The organism is Aedoeadaptatus coli, assembly GCF_900343085.1.
Classification (GTDB): Bacteria; Bacillota; Clostridia; order Tissierellales; family Peptoniphilaceae; genus Aedoeadaptatus; species Aedoeadaptatus coli.
The window spans coordinates 1-12571 of sequence record NZ_OPYI01000024.1; the positions used below are offsets into that span (position 1 = coordinate 1).

10 protein-coding genes, 1 tRNA gene and 1 pseudogene are annotated in these 12571 nt (G+C 51.6%); 2 read left to right on the forward strand and 10 right to left on the reverse strand.

All coding sequences use genetic code 11. From position 1 onward, the window contains the following. Positions 1–81 (reverse strand): annotated as a pseudogene (locus DG046_RS09190) (IS200/IS605 family transposase); the annotation flags it as partial. Between the two features lie 828 nt (positions 82–909). Next, positions 910–986, reverse strand: a tRNA-Pro gene (locus tag DG046_RS09195). A gap of 157 nt (positions 987–1143) precedes the next feature. On the opposite strand from DG046_RS09195, the gene DG046_RS09200 reads away from it, so the two are divergent. After that, positions 1144–1632, forward strand: a complete 489-nt coding sequence (locus tag DG046_RS09200; protein ID WP_108832209.1) for a ferritin family protein — start codon at positions 1144–1146, stop codon at positions 1630–1632. 40 nt (positions 1633–1672) lie between these two features. Here DG046_RS09200 and gloB read toward each other — a convergent pair whose 3' ends face one another. From gloB to DG046_RS09240, 8 genes are all read right to left on the reverse strand, one after another. Then, positions 1673–2365, reverse strand: coding sequence for a hydroxyacylglutathione hydrolase (gloB, locus tag DG046_RS09205; RefSeq protein WP_108832210.1), 693 nt, complete (start codon positions 2363–2365; stop codon positions 1673–1675). A 119-nt stretch (positions 2366–2484) separates the two neighbouring features. Next, entirely contained in the window at positions 2485–4212 is a 1728-nt protein-coding gene (locus DG046_RS09210) for a vWA domain-containing protein (RefSeq protein ID WP_108832211.1), read from the reverse strand. Continuing rightward, a complete protein-coding gene (locus tag DG046_RS09215; protein ID WP_417878530.1) occupies positions 4209–5117 on the reverse strand; it encodes an AAA family ATPase in 909 nt (302 codons plus the stop codon). Before DG046_RS09215 ends, DG046_RS09210 begins: the two co-directional genes overlap by 4 nt. Before the next feature lie 64 nt (positions 5118–5181). Continuing rightward, complete coding sequence (gene murJ / locus DG046_RS09220; protein ID WP_108832213.1) at positions 5182–6699, reverse strand: murein biosynthesis integral membrane protein MurJ; 1518 nt, start codon at positions 6697–6699, stop codon at positions 5182–5184. A gap of 6 nt (positions 6700–6705) precedes the next feature. Beyond that, a complete protein-coding gene (locus tag DG046_RS09225) occupies positions 6706–7725 on the reverse strand; it encodes a polysaccharide deacetylase family protein (protein ID WP_234411499.1) in 1020 nt (339 codons plus the stop codon). A gap of 9 nt (positions 7726–7734) precedes the next feature. Next, entirely contained in the window at positions 7735–9120 is a 1386-nt protein-coding gene (locus DG046_RS09230; RefSeq protein WP_108832214.1) for a hypothetical protein, read from the reverse strand. Positions 9121–9189: 69 nt separating this feature from the next. Next, on the reverse strand, positions 9190–10842 hold the full coding sequence (locus tag DG046_RS09235; RefSeq protein WP_108832215.1) for a hypothetical protein: 1653 nt from the start codon (positions 10840–10842) through the stop codon (positions 9190–9192). Then, a complete protein-coding gene (locus DG046_RS09240; RefSeq protein ID WP_108832216.1) occupies positions 10835–11755 on the reverse strand; it encodes an FUSC family protein in 921 nt (306 codons plus the stop codon). Before DG046_RS09240 ends, DG046_RS09235 begins: the two co-directional genes overlap by 8 nt. Before the next feature lie 125 nt (positions 11756–11880). Here DG046_RS09240 and hpf point away from each other — a divergent pair, with 125 nt between their 5' ends. Further along, entirely contained in the window at positions 11881–12420 is a 540-nt protein-coding gene (hpf, locus tag DG046_RS09245; RefSeq protein WP_108832217.1) for a ribosome hibernation-promoting factor, HPF/YfiA family, read from the forward strand. The last annotated feature ends 151 nt before the right edge of the window (positions 12421–12571 follow it).

Sequence of the window (12571 nt, forward strand, 5' to 3'; positions counted from 1 at the left end):
AACTTGCCGCCTATATTTTGGTGCAAACACGATATGATACTTACAATTCCAACTTGTATGTGCTAAGCTGTTCTTATCCATATGGATACCTCCTTGATATTTTATTGCCGATAACACAATAATTTTATCATGGGAGGTTCTTTTTTTACTTAAAGCTAAAGCTTTTTACGCCTACCACCAGCATAGCTGGTGGTTTATTCATGCTAAAGCGCACAACAAAAAGCACGCAGAAAGCCTGCGTGCTTTAAGAACTTAATCTCCAATAAAGGCGTTGATTCTTTTAGATGTATTAAGCCCTTTCTTGGACCATCTCGTCTGCCCCTTGGTTCGTGGATTGATTTTACTTTTTATAGAACAACAATCAAAAACAAGTTTTATTCTCCGGACGGACAGTCAGGGCTTTTAGGCGATTGCAAAAAAGCGCCTTCTTTTATCTGTCGTTTGAATTTTTAAAGGTGTCTGTCAAAAATGATACGGCTGCGACGAAGATTTCTCCAGTGTCTCGATCGACTTAATTTCATCCGGGAAAAATTGCATAAGATCATCGTCTTCTGCAAATTCAGTTGCAAAATATTCCTTGATGCTGTGTGGCGGTTATGTTGTAAGGAATAGAAAAATTTTCTCAACGCTTTTTTATGTTCACTCACTCAGCCTTTCCCGTGTACATCGTAATCAAAACTCCGGATTCTGCCATACGAATAGGCTCGAGGCATCGATCTCTTGCCTTCTGTCTTCTTCCGGGACGGGGAAAGCATCTTGCCCCTCACGGCGTGGGTGAAATTTGCCTCGTCATATGAAAAGTCGGGGAGTCGGAGCAAAAACACACATAGCCGGACGAAACTAAACGATAACGAAAAATGAAAAAACGGCTGATTTACGCCGTCAAACGTAATCAGCCGTTTTCACAATTGGTCGAGATGACAGGATTTGAACCTGCGACCCCATGTCCCCCAGACATGTACGCTACCAAACTGCGCCACATCTCGATGCAACAATGGTATTATAACAACTTTACAGAGCCTTTGCAAGTGGCTCGACGATATTTTTATTTTAAGCACTACAAGGCCTCTGTACATTGGTCATTTTGCGGATCATGTTGTACAATAGGGTTGAATCATTTTATCATAGATTGAGGAGGAGTTTATGAGTCAACGAGTAGATGGAAAGGCCATTTTAGAACTGCTGGCCAAAAACGAACAAGAGGTCGCCAAGGTGTATCGTTACCTTGCCGAAGACGCAAAGTTCGGCGATATGTTTTTTGAAATTATGGCAAAAGACGAGGATCGCCACCACGATGTGTATTTGAATTTGGCGAAACAAGCCGAAGCCGACGGCGGCTGGGTCGTAGAAAAAGACGACTACGACTATTTCCGCCTTCGCTTAGAGAGAAGCCTCTTGGCGAAGCCCGAAGAGCTCGTCGAAAAGGCGAAGAAAATTCGCGACAAGATGGATGTCTTTGAATTGGCCGAACGCATCGAACGGGAAACCGTGGAAATCGTGCGGGAACTCCAGGACATCGTGCCCCGCTTTGCGCCGAAGGAATTAAAACTCATCGAGCAACAGGAAAAGGCCCACTTGAAGAAAGTGACCGAGCGAATTCGCGACAACATGCTCAATGTAAGGGGCATGTAAGCGCAAGAAAAGAGCGTCCCAATGAAGGGGCGCTCTTTTTTTAGCTGCGATCCCGCTCTTTACGGTAGCGGACAAATTCGTCGAAATCGTCGATAACGAGGAAGGGATTTACCTGCTTTTCTTTTCCGATGGTGGTGGGCAAAGTCACGGCGCCTTCTTCTCTCAGGCGGCGCACCCGCTCCAATTCGTTTTTCGTGGCGTCGTTTTTTAAATAGTTCACGCTCTGTTCAAGATTCGACAGGGAGTATTCGTGAGCGGAATAGACTTTCACCTCATCGTCCATGGCCTTTAATGCCGCAAGGCTTTCAAACATGGCTTCGTAATCGCCGCTGAAGACCCGCCCGCAACTGGAGAGGAAGAGGGTGTCGCCGATAAAGAGATGGTCCTTCATTTTGTAGGCCACATGGCCTTCCGTGTGGCCCGCCGTGGCGATGACATCAAAGGTTTCGCCCAAGGCCTCGATGTGCTCGCCGCCTTTTACGATTTCCGTGGCCACGCCCGTTTCCTCGGGGCCGTAGACCGGCGCCGGATGGGCTGCGATTAAATCTTTCACGCCGCCGATGTGATCCGGGTGCTTGTGGGTTAAGAGCACGGCTTCGAGGCCGTAGCCCTTCGTCTCCATGACTTGAAGCAGGAGATCCGCTTCCGAGGGATCCACCACGACGATGCGCTTTTCTTTTTCGATGATCCAAATATAATTATCCGACAGTGCCGGCAGGGGTATGATGTTCATTTTCTTCACCTCGTATATCTTATACCCTATTTTCCTTTTCAATCGAAGACATTCTTATTTCCCTTGTTCCCGACGCGGGATCGGTATTCAAACAAAAAAAGAGCCCTCGAGGCTCTTTTCTATTGCAAGCGTTCCACCACGCTCTTTAAATATTTTCCAACGACCACGGAGAAGCGCTCCAGATCTTTGATACGCACAAAGTCCGTGCCGAAGATGAGTCGTTCCTGATCCAGCTCCTTGTCTTCGCCGGTAAAGACGCCGAGGACGGCGCGCTGTTTGAGTTTTCCCTGTAACACTTCCGCCGCCGTGTCGTAGACCGCATCTTCCCCTTCGTAGTCGACGACGCTCCCCTTGGCCGTGTCCAGGCCGATGGAGAGAAGGTCGTTGGGCATGCCGTCGGAAAGGACGATGAGCACTTTCGTATCCGATTCGATTTCTTCCATGGTATTGAAGACGTAGCGCAAAGCGAAGCCGTCGCGATTGGATCCGCTGGCTTTGTAGGAAAAGATCTCGCGATTTTCTTTGCTGTCGTCTTTGTAGTCGCGGAAGATGCGAATGATTTGGTAATTAAAGAGATTGCAAAAGCCCATAACCCGGGTGGGAATCCTGAGTTGGGTCAGGGCCTCGGCGATGAGAAAGCCCTGAATGGCAACTTCCGCCTGGCGATCCTGTTGGGAGCCGCTCATGTCCAAGAGAATGTCCACGGCAAAGGAATTTTCCTGCTCGAAGGAATTTTTCTTGAATATGCGGTCGTCGCCTAAGATGACGTGGCGCCACAAGAGGCCGGTGTCCACGGCGCCGTTGGCGGCGCGCACGGCTTCCTGAGAGGAGTCGTCCAGCAGATTTTTCCGAATGATTTCTCTCAATTCAAAGATGGATCGTTCGTAAATGTGGCGGTCTTTCTCGTAGATGGCTTCCGTCTCCTGCCTTTGGGCGAGAATTTGGTCTTCGAAAAACCGCGCGCCCATGTCGTGTTCGAAATTGCCCTTGGTCACATGAAGGCGCATGCCTTGGTGCATGCCCGTGGCGATGGCGGATTCGATTTTCTTGGACTTGGCGGGAGAAAGGCATTCCTTGCCGTAGTGCTTGCGCACCCGATTCAATGTGCGGGCTTCGCTGTCGGCGCGGGTCCGCGTAATGGAGGCGTCGGATTCCACGACTTTCGACGTGTCCCGAATGACGCCGGAAAATTCCGCCGACTCGATGATCTCCGTGTCCTTGTCTTCGATTTTTTCCGCCTTGGTCTCCACGATTTGGCGGCGCTTTTTCTTCAGCTCCGGCTGATCCGGCGGAGGCGGCGTGTCTTTGTCCTCGATCTTTTTTTCCACTTCAAAGGTCAAGGTGGGGTTCACGTGGAAATGCTCCCGCCACAGGCGGGCCAGGGAGTCGTAGAACTCGCCTTCGTTTTTTATGGCATCCCCGGCGATTAATTTTCGCATTAAGGGCTCCAAAAAAGTGCCTGCGCTCATGGGCTTGCCCATGCGGTAGGCGGCGTATTGCATTTCGATTTCCTGGGCCATGTCCCGTTTGTTTAAAAAATCCAGTGCCCGGTAGCGGGCCTTGTAGGCGTCTTTGGCCATGGCCTTGATTCCCGGCCGCTCCTCATAGAGGTCGGCCTTCGTGTATTGCAAGGCCAGGATCCGTGCCACGGCACTCATGTCCTTGCCGTTTGACACATTTTCCGTGTTCTTGGCCAGGAAATTTGCCAGGCGATTTTTCGGAAAGGCCCGATCGATCATTCCCGATTCCGCCGCATCGAAGCCGTCGCCCTCGCCCTGGTAGCGGCGCTGGTAATTGCCGCCCACGGTCCAGTACACATTTTGCCGGCGCTTGTCCGTCCATGTCATCGGAACAATTCACCTTTCGTCACGTCTTTTGCAAATAAGGTGTCGATGACATCGTCCACCACTTCTTTTTCGAAGCGGTCGAAGGATTTATTGACGATGCCCATGTTCAGGGCGTCTTTCACATCCAGGCCCCGCTCGATCATATTTAGGGCGCCGAAAAGACCCCGCATGTCCACGGCCTTGGAGGAAATTTCCCCTTCCAAACTCTTGTTTTGAAGATCCGTAAAGAGGCGGGCGAAGAGCAGCATGCCTTCTTCGTTTAAATTGGTTTCTTCGCGCAAAATCTGCTTCAGCCCTTCCCCTTCGAGAATGGGCATGTCGATGACCATAAAGCGGCTGATCAAAGCCTCGTTTAATTCCCGAGTGCCCATGTATCCGTAGTTCATGGTGCCGATAAAGCGAGTGGCGTCGTCCAGAGGAATGCGGTCGTAGCCGGGCACGTCGATCATGCGACGAAAGTCCAGGGCCGAGTGCACCACGGAGAGGGATTCGTTTTTCGCCATATTGATTTCATCGAAAATAGCGAAGCCACCCTTTTCCGCTGCCAAGGTGACGGGGCCTTTTTTCAACACCACTTCTCCGTTTCGGAAGGTGTCCACGCCGATTAAGGAGGCGCTGTCCACATTGACGTTTAAGGACATGTTCCACATGGGGCGATTAAAAAGCTGAGCCAGGTTTTCGGAAAAGACGTTTTTTCCCGTGGCCTTCGGACCCGAAAGCAAAATATGGTAGCCGGATAAAATGGCGTAAATGGCTTTTTCCCAAATGCTCTTTCCGTAGTAGCGGTAAATGGATACGGGCACGCGGTCCGCCACGGCGGGATCCACTTCGTGTTCACGGACGAATTCTTCCACCTCCTTCAACAAGGTGGCATCGATGGCTTGTTTGTGTAAAAATTCTACCAGTTGTTCTCTCTTCATGCTCTTCCCTTCTCTATATCATTTAATTAATTTATAGTCTCGCTCTAGTTTATACCTTATTTCTCTTGGCATAAAGCAATTTTTTTATTTGTTCGATTTCATCAAATTTCATCACGAAGGCCAAAAGGAGGTAGCTCACCCCCGCCACGACGATGGCGCCCAGTAGGGCCACATTGGGCGAAAGAAAGCCCATAAGGATTTTCTCCGCTGCCTTGGCGATGATACCCATAAGAGCCGAAGCCAGGGCGATTTTACCGAGATTTTTCGCGCCGCGGGTGAGCTTTAAGCCCATGGCGGTGCGCTTTAAGTGGATCAACATGCCCACGGCCCCCACCCAAAGGGAGGCGGAGGTGCCCATGGCCAGGCCTCTAAGGCCCACGATTTTCCCGAGGATAAAGCTCAGGGCCACGTTCACCGCCACCATGTAGGCGGCGTTGATTAAGGGCACGGCGGCGTCTTTTCGGCTGTAAAAGATTCGGACGCCGATTTCACGTATGCCGATGGCGAAAAGCCCCAGGGCGTAAAACAAAAGCACTTCCCCCGTGGCGCGCACGTCTTCCGCGGAAAATGCGCCGCTTAAAAACAAGAGCCGCACGATTTCCTTATGAAAGCACACGACGCCCACGGTAGCGGGCAGGACGAAGGCCGCCATGAGTGAGAGGCTCTGACGCATCACCCGGGACAGTTCCTCGCTGCTTTCATCTTCCACCAATTTCGCCATGCGGGGGTAGGTGACGGTGACGATGCTCGTCACCACGATGCCCGTAACGAAGCCCTGAATTTTCGTGGCGTAATTAATCACCGCCACCCCGGTGGGGGCGATGGTGGAGGCCAGGGCCTTGCTCACGATGTTGTTCAGTTCCAAAACCGAAGTGGAGATCAATATGGGCAGAATCAAAAGCCACATTTTCTTCATGGCCTCCCCCTTCAGGGGATAGCCTCGTCGCAAGTGAAAGCCGCTCTTTTTCAAATAAGGGAGAAAGATCACGTACTGAAAGCAGAAGGCAAAGAAAATGCCCAGAGCCAGAATGCGCAAGTCGCCGGCGCGGCCTAAAAACATGGCGACGATTAAAATGGAGTTCATGACCACGGAGTGGAACATGGACACGATAAAGTGTTCGTGAATTTGCAAATAGGCTTTGAATATGGAAAAGACGGCCGTCACCGTCATGCTCAATGCCGTCACGCGGCTCATGGCGACGGTTTTTTCGAAGGTGGCGCCGTGAAAGCCCGGCGCCATGAGGTGCACCAACGTCGGCGCAAAGATAATGGCGAGAATGCTCAACACCAGGGCGATCACCGCCACGGCGAAGGCCAAGGTGGTGGTAAAGCGATTCGCCTCCTCGTCTCCGCCTTTGTGGGCCATTTCCGTGTAGACGGGAATAAAGCCGCCGGAGATGGAGCCGGCAAAGAGATTGGAAAGAACCATGGGCAGGGTGAAGGCGATAAGAAAAATATTCGCCACATCCGATGTACCAAAAAAATGGGCTAGGGCTTTTTCCCTAGCCAGTCCAAAACATTTGGTCCCTATGGTAATGAGCATTAAGAGTAGGGATGTGTGTTGCATAATTTCCTACTTCAAAATGCCGAAGCTGTAGCCGTCGTCGCGAAGGGCGTCGATGACGTGGGGCAAGGCGTCGGCGCTAAGCTGTTTGGTTTCCGCGTCGTGCATTAAGATCACGATCACCGAGGCGTCGTCGTTTTTCGGCATGGATTTCTTTAAAAATTCCACCAGGCCCGGTGCCGTCGTGGGACGGCGACTCGCCGGTTCCGCATCGCCGGTGAGGGCGTTCCAGTCGATCCAGGAAATTCCCAAATCCTTTAACTTGCTGTCGGCTGCCTCGAGCCCTTGCCAGCTCATGTGCCCGCCCGGATAGCGCCACACGCCGGAATGGAAGTTTTTGCCGAGAATGTCTTGTAGGGCGCCTTGGGTCTTTTTCGCCTCCTCTTCCACGGCGGCCGCATTGGCTACACGCCCCGGATAGAGCTTGTGGTAGTCGTGGCTGTAGGAGTGAAGGGCGATGGCGTGGCCGTCGGAAAGTTCCCGAAGGAGCACGTCACGATTCTTTTCGCCGACGCTTTTTCCTACGACAAAAAAGGTGGCGTGGGCTTCTTTTTCCTTTAATGTATCCAGGATTTGAGGCGTAATTTTGTGATTCGGCCCGTCGTCAAAGGTTAAAAAGGCGATTTTCTTCTTTCCCGTGTACTCCCGCTTGCCTTGAATAATGTCGGAGATTTCGCCGGCGTCGTAGGCGTAGTCGGAGGCGCGGGTAATGTGGTTTTCGCCCTTGGCCAGGCGAATTTCAATGCGGTCGTTAATGATGTTGTTGGTTAAGTTGCCGATTTCTTGGGGCGTATAGGCCCGCTTCGGATTCAGCGCGTCCATATTTTTCAGGACAAACCATTCGATTTGATTGCCGCCCACGCCGGATGCGCCATTTCCGGCCAGGCTCTTTAATTTATGAAAGGCGCCGGCAAAGAGGACGACGATGACGATTAAAAGGACCACGCCGCGGATGCGCGCTTGGCGTTTTTTCTTTTTTATGCGCGCTTTTCTGCGTCGCCGTTGTCTTTCCATTTCTTCTCTGTTCATAACTCCTCCTTAAGGATGCACCGTAATGGTCTGCGCTATCTTCACGCCGTCGCCGTAGACATAGCCTTTCAGCACATTGCCGTTGTATAGCCACAGAACCCGTCGGCCTTTCAATGTATCTTCTATATTTACCATGTCCAGAAAATAGGCCATGTCGGAATCTAAATCCCTTAACGCGACTGCGTTCCCCTGACCCAGCGCCAAGTAGCGATCGCCCATAAGCTTCACGCTGCAGCGCTTGCTCTTGTCGTAGGCCATGGATGCCTTCACGTCGAGTGTGTCTGCATCCAGGACCGTCACAAGGCCCAGATCCTCGTCGTTTAAGAGGATGGAAGATGCGCTCAAGGCGGCCTCTTCTGCCCGCGAATCCAGGGGAATGTCTTCCCGATCTTCTTCATGCAAATAGAGTTCTCCGCCGAATCGGTAGATGACGCGGCCATTTCGCACCTCGAATGATTCCGATTCTCTGTCTACCACCCGCTTCAGCACTTTCGATTTCGGCTCATAGGCGTAAATGCCGCCGGGCCTTTGAAAGTACACATGGCCGCGGTCGTAGCGGAAATTTTTCGCCCCTTCCATGGCGTAGGGCACGGGGTAAATCCTGCGGCTTCCCTTGTCGAAGGAATAAATCACGATCCGACGGCCGTCCACGGCGAGAGCCGCCTTCGCTTCCTCGTCGTAATCCACAGGAGCTTCCAAGGCCAAATTGCCGGTGTAGCGAACGGACTGTTTTTCGTCGATGTAAAAAAAGCTGCCCATGCCGCCAGGGACTTTTTCGCCCCAGCCCATGAGGCGGGTGCCGTTCGTGTCGAAAATCTCCGTGGCCATGGTGCCGTCCCGATAGGGAGAAATACTTCCCACTTTCACGGCGCGATCGGGCACCACCTTGCTCTTTTCCCTCGGCGGCACGATGAGCATGCGGGTTTCGTCGCCCGAGATATTCACCGTGTAGCCCATTTCTTTCAGCGAAAAGACCAGAGGTACATAGAGTACGTCCCCTTCAAATGTGGGATAGGCTTCCGCCTCCGCTCGGCCCGATTGGCGAATCACCGCCGCCTTGTCCACGGCCATGTAGACGCGGTTGATTTGATTGAAGGTGATGATCTTGTCCTCGGGCAGGTAACTTATGCGGTCCTTGCCCACCAGGTGGATAAGATCCTTATAGGCCATGGCCCAGGCGCCGTTTATTTTTTTTATGGGATAGGTGTAATACACCTCCGCCGCGCCCTTCGACGGGCGAAAGGTGAAAAGCTCCGGCACATGGGCGGGCGTTTCCACCGCCGGTTTTTTCGATTGAATGTCGCGAAAAAACCGCTCCTCCAAGGCATAGGGCTTTGCCCCTGCCAAAAGAAAGGCGAGGAGCAAACAGGCCGCGCAAAGGGCTTTTCGTCTCATAATCCGCTCGCCTCCTCTATTATTTTACCACAGCCGAAGGCTTCGAAAATCTAAATTAGATAGCTTATATCATTCGAAGGGCGCAATCACATTGTCTTTTTCCAAAATGCCCATGTAGCTGAAGGCCGCCGCGCCGAAATCCGTGGGGATGAAAAACACATCGCCGCCGGGATCCACGGCCATATCGTAGAGATCCAAATCCCGCCCCAGCTGAAGGATGCGCAGGCGAATCATGGCCTCTTTATCCTCGGGCGCTTCGATTAAAAGGCCCGCGCCGGCGCCGGGTTTTAAGCTCTCGGCGAAGACTTCCTGTATGGGCCATTGGCGGAAGTAGGCGTCGGTGCCTCGAAATTTTTCGTTTAAGAGCGTGCTCACCCAGAGCACCACCTTGTCTTCGTCGTCCATTTGCATGTACTGTTCCAGGCGGATCGTAGGGAGGAGCAGGCCGTCTTCTTCAAAGATCATGCTCTTTAAAAGGGCGAATTTTCTGAAAAAGACAAGCTCCGGAAAGCTGCTTTCCCGATTGGCCTTGCTCGTCTGAAGGAAGATCGGCACATTCTTTCGCACGAGATCGAGGCTCTTTTGATTGATGGCGCCGCTTTTCGTAACCACAAGGTCCTGATCCAGCACGGTTTCCAAATAGCGATCGAACTGATCGATCCAATTGGAGGAACGGTTCATTTCCCCGCGGGCTTTGACCAGGCTGTTGATGCGATACATCCCCCGCACGGAGCGGGCAAGGCGCCTTTTATAGTCCAGAATTTTTTTGTCCGCAGGCTCCAGAGATTTTCGTCCGGCGTCGTTTTTTTGCTCCACGCACCAGCGGCGGAGCAGCTCGTAGATGCGGAGCAATTGGGCGTCGTCGATAAAATCCCCGTCGTTTGATGCGGCGATCATGAGCTCGTCGTAGTGGATGAAGCGATTGTCCTCGAGGTTCACTCCCTCGGCCATGAGCGCCGCCGAGTCCATGTGCTCGAGAAGGTACATGTCCGCGATTACCGCATCTTCGTCCTCTGAAAACTCCTGGGCCAAGGCGAGAATGCCGTCGTCCACATCCAAGAGTTCATCGTCCTCGTCAAAGGGATAAGGGACCTCGCGCTCCTGCGCCTGAACGTAGGCCAGGGCAAAGAGAAAGAGAATCTCGGGATTGCCGTTCTTTAAGGTTTCCTGATACACTTTCGTGTTCTCGCGAATCATGGGCTGGCGCTTTTTCAGCTCCTCCACCTGCTCGGAAAAATCTTTCCGCAGATTCTCCGGCACGACATTCGCCTTGTTGAAGAGGAAATGGCCCACGGAGGAATCCACGATGCGGCCTAAGAAGATCTCCCCCTCGTTCAGCTCCTTCGCCCCTTCCGTGGCCTCGATGATGACGGCGGGCTCGGGAAATAAAATGCTTTGCACGTAAATGCCCCCCTCGCTCTTGTAATTGACGCGGTAAAGGGAGAGATAGGAATCGAAAATGCGTTCCAAATAGGGCTCCACGCCCCGCATTTTGTGAATGTGACGCCACAACTGGCCCACCAATTGGCTCGTGGTGGGGCGATTTTCCTCCGTATCGAACATGAGCCAGGCGGCCAAATCGAAATGGGATATGACGCTGCGCATGGGCGTGTACATTTCTTCGTCTTTAAATAAGTCGTCCATGGGGATGCTGTGGCGCGTGGAATCCACGATGGCTACGATATCATCCAGGGTTTTCAGCCAAAGCTGTTTGTTAGACATGGGTCACTCCTTCGTCGTAGAGGGCTTTTGTGGCCTGAAGTTTTTCCAACACCACGTGCACGTGAAAGTTTACGATGGGATCGGGAATCACTTCGTCCATGCCCTCAAACAGTTCCGTGTAGTGGAACAGTTCTTGAATAATCAATTTATTTTCCATGGTTAATTTGCTTTCCATAATGTTCATTTGAGATAAAACCCGCAAAGAAACAAAGCATTCGCTGAACAGATCCAGGAGGTTCTCCACGCCGTAAAGGTCCAGCTCCCGAGCAAAGGGCTCGGTAATTTCCTTTTTTATGAGTTCGAAGGATTCCTGGGTCTTAATCAATTCTTTTTCCAGGGCGTCCAGCTGCGGCTTTTCGTCGGCGAGAATAATTTCCTCGGAAAGGCGGAAAATATCTTCGTAGGTATGCTCCAGCAGGTTTTCAAAGCTTTTCTTCGGCGTGGGCCGGGCGATAAAATAGTTGATGAGTAGGGAGACGAAAATACCGAGAAATGTCCCGATCAGGCGGTTGACGCCGTAGATTAATTGGGATTGATCCGATGAAAAGCTGGCCACGAAAATAATATTCGTGAGATTGATGAAGCGGTTCATCTTAAACTTCAAGAGCGTCAGGATAATAATCACAATGCCGATGCCGGCGATAAAGGGGCGAATGTAGATATTGTCGGTTATCAGGGCCAAAACATAGCCTAAAACCACGCCCATGACGCAGGTAAACATTCGAAGCCTCACGGCTTTGTGGGTTTCGTGAACCGAGGGCTGCATGGTGGTCATGGCGGCGATGGCCACAAACAGTGGGGTGTGAAGCCCCAGTATATTCGATAAAAACAATCCGATAACCACGGCCAATGCCGTCTTAAAGGTGCGCATGCCCACGTGGGGCAGAAATTTTTTATTCGACGGAATGTTCAAATTCTATTCTCCTTTTTCACTTCTAGAAAAAGTATAGCAAACTGAAAAAAAACTGCAAGCGGCGCCCCGTTTCAATTGCCTGAATCGGGGTATCATAATAAAAAGTAGTGAGAGGAGACATGACTATGCGTATTGAATTTTACGGAAAGAACATTGAAGTAACGCCGGCTTTGAAGAAGCAAGCGGAAAAGAAATTGTCGAAATTGGACAAATACTTTTCTGAAGAGGTGAAAGCAAAAGCCACGTTTTCTGCCACCAAGGGCGATCACACCACCGAGATCACGGTGTTCTTACCCTCCAGCATCGTCCGCGCAGAAGAGACGACACAAGACATGTACGCCTCCATTGATTTGGCCGTGGACGCTCTGGAGCGGCAAGTGCGCAAGTACAAGACCCGCCTGAAACGGCGCAATCAAAATGCCGACACCATTCGCTTCGAAAACTTCGAACAGGCCATGCCTGAATCGGAAGAAGACGAACAGGGCAAGATTATTTCCAAGAGAAAGCACTTCAAGCTTCTGCCCATGCACGAAGAAGAAGCCATGCTTCAAATGGAACTCTTGAACCACAATTTCTTCGTCTTCTTAGATGCCGAAGACAACGAACCGGCCCTGCTTTACAAACGGCGCGACGGCAATTTCGGCCGCATCGACTTCGATATTTAATCCGATAGACTCCCTATAATCAGAACCACCGGCTTAGCCGGTGGTTTGTTTTGCCCCTATAAGGGGCTGTTACCGGCAGCACTTTCGTGCTCTGAATTTCTTCCTCTTGCAACAATTCCCCAGTTGGCGCTAAAGCGCCTATTCTCATACT

Excerpts from the sequence above, each read along its gene's own strand:
- DG046_RS09200 (WP_108832209.1), top strand. The coding sequence starts at position 1,144 with ATGAGTCAACGAGTAGATGGAAAGGCCATTTTAGAACTGCTGGCCAAA.
- gloB (WP_108832210.1), bottom strand. The coding sequence starts at position 2,365 with ATGAACATCATACCCCTGCCGGCACTGTCGGATAATTATATTTGGATC.
- DG046_RS09210 (WP_108832211.1), bottom strand. The coding sequence starts at position 4,212 with ATGACATGGACGGACAAGCGCCGGCAAAATGTGTACTGGACCGTGGGC.
- murJ (WP_108832213.1), bottom strand. The coding sequence starts at position 6,699 with ATGCAACACACATCCCTACTCTTAATGCTCATTACCATAGGGACCAAA.
- DG046_RS09225 (WP_234411499.1), bottom strand. The coding sequence starts at position 7,725 with ATGAACAGAGAAGAAATGGAAAGACAACGGCGACGCAGAAAAGCGCGC.
- DG046_RS09230 (WP_108832214.1), bottom strand. The coding sequence starts at position 9,120 with ATGAGACGAAAAGCCCTTTGCGCGGCCTGTTTGCTCCTCGCCTTTCTT.
- DG046_RS09235 (WP_108832215.1), bottom strand. The coding sequence starts at position 10,842 with ATGTCTAACAAACAGCTTTGGCTGAAAACCCTGGATGATATCGTAGCC.
- hpf (WP_108832217.1), top strand. The coding sequence starts at position 11,881 with ATGCGTATTGAATTTTACGGAAAGAACATTGAAGTAACGCCGGCTTTG.